This window comes from Enterobacter sp. ZOR0014, from assembly GCF_000798855.1.
In the GTDB taxonomy this organism is placed as follows: domain Bacteria; phylum Pseudomonadota; class Gammaproteobacteria; order Enterobacterales; family Enterobacteriaceae; genus Enterobacter; species Enterobacter kobei.
Genome location: NZ_JTLF01000327.1, coordinates 1 through 1,446, shown reverse-complemented (window position 1 = coordinate 1,446; position 1,446 = coordinate 1). Strand labels below are relative to the sequence as shown.

Below are 1,446 nucleotides of genomic sequence, written 5' to 3'. Positions count from 1 at the left end.
GCATAAAGAAAAAAACCGGCGTTAAGCCGGTTTTTTATGTCTGCGCAATTATTTCCGCAAGCGAATCTGGTCGACTGCGTGCTTCTCGCTCTTGGTGAGGATCAGACTTGCGCGTTCGCGCGTCGGCAGGATGTTCTCTTTCAGGTTCACGTAGTTGATCTCATTCCACAGCCCCGTCGCCACCTTAATGGCCTCTTCTTTTGACAGCTGCGCATAGTTATGGAAGTAAGAGTCAGGATCGGTGAACGCGCCTTCCCGGAACTTCAGGAAGCGGTTGATGTACCAGCTCTGGAGAAGATCTTCCGGCGCATCAACATATATAGAGAAATCGACGAAGTCTGAAACGAACACATGATGTGGGTCATGAGGATAATCCATCCCGCTCTGCAGGACGTTTAACCCTTCCAGGATCAGGATATCCGGCTGGACCACCGTTTTATCCCCATCCGGGATACGATCGTAGATCAGGTGTGAATAGACCGGTGCCGTGACGTGAGGCACCCCGGATTTCAGGTCAGAGACAAATTTCACCAGACGGTGCATATCATAAGAGAGCGGGAAGCCTTTCTTCTTCATTAGCCCGCGTTCTTTTAATACTTCGTTCGGGTGCAGGAAGCCGTCGGTGGTAATTAACTCAACGCTGCGGTGTTCAGGCCAGCGGCTCAACAGCGCCTGCAATACGCGCGCGGTGGTGCTTTTACCCACAGCCACGCTGCCCGCAATGCTGATGATATAAGGAATGCGCTGACCGTTCGTTCCGAGGAACTGCTCCAGTACCGCCTGACGGCGCAGGTTGGAGCTGATATAGAAGTTAAGCAAGCGAGAAAGGGGGAGATAAATTTCTGCCACCTCTTCCAGGGACAGGTCTTCGTTTATCCCTTTTAACCGTGCGATTTCACCTTCCGTCAGCGTCATAGGGACGGAATCACGCAGGGCAGCCCACTGGCTGCGGTTAAAGTGAAGATAAGGCGTCATTAACGTTTGCTCTTTTTTGCTCATAAGCATGCTTCAGTGAGCCAGCTCAATACTGCCGGATCGTGGCTCATCACACAGTTAATTTTGGACAATGGGCAGGAGGTTAACACCAGATGGCAGGAATAATAAGAAAAAAGATGGAAAGCGCTACGTTACGCGGAAGCCGTCACGCTACGGTGTATCCCGTGCAAACGACCCTTGCATGTTGATTATTTGACCGCGAATGACTACTTTTACAGCGCTTAGTATGCTGTTCGCATAAAATGTGAGCGAAAGAACGTTTTATGCAAATTTTTAGTTGCATGACCGCGCAGGTATCCATAGAATGCGCGCTACTTGATGCCGACTTAGCTCAGTAGGTAGAGCAACTGACTTGTAATCAGTAGGTCACCAGTTCGATTCCGGTAGTCGGCACCATCAAGTCCGGTGGGGTTCCCGAGCGGCCAAAGGGAGCAGACTGTAAATCTGCCG

General features: G+C 50.8%; 1 protein-coding gene and 1 tRNA gene. One reads left to right on the top strand and one right to left on the bottom strand.

Annotated elements, in window-relative coordinates; translation table 11 throughout:
- Positions 1-48 precede the first annotated feature (48 nt).
- The gene (gene coaA / locus L977_RS18670; protein ID WP_014882061.1) at positions 49-999 is read right to left on the bottom strand and encodes a type I pantothenate kinase; all 951 of its coding nucleotides are present in this window, start codon (positions 997-999) and stop codon (positions 49-51) included.
- 317 nt (positions 1,000-1,316) lie between these two features.
- Here coaA and L977_RS18665 point away from each other — a divergent pair.
- Positions 1,317-1,392, top strand: a tRNA-Thr gene (locus L977_RS18665).
- The last annotated feature ends 54 nt before the right edge of the window (positions 1,393-1,446 follow it).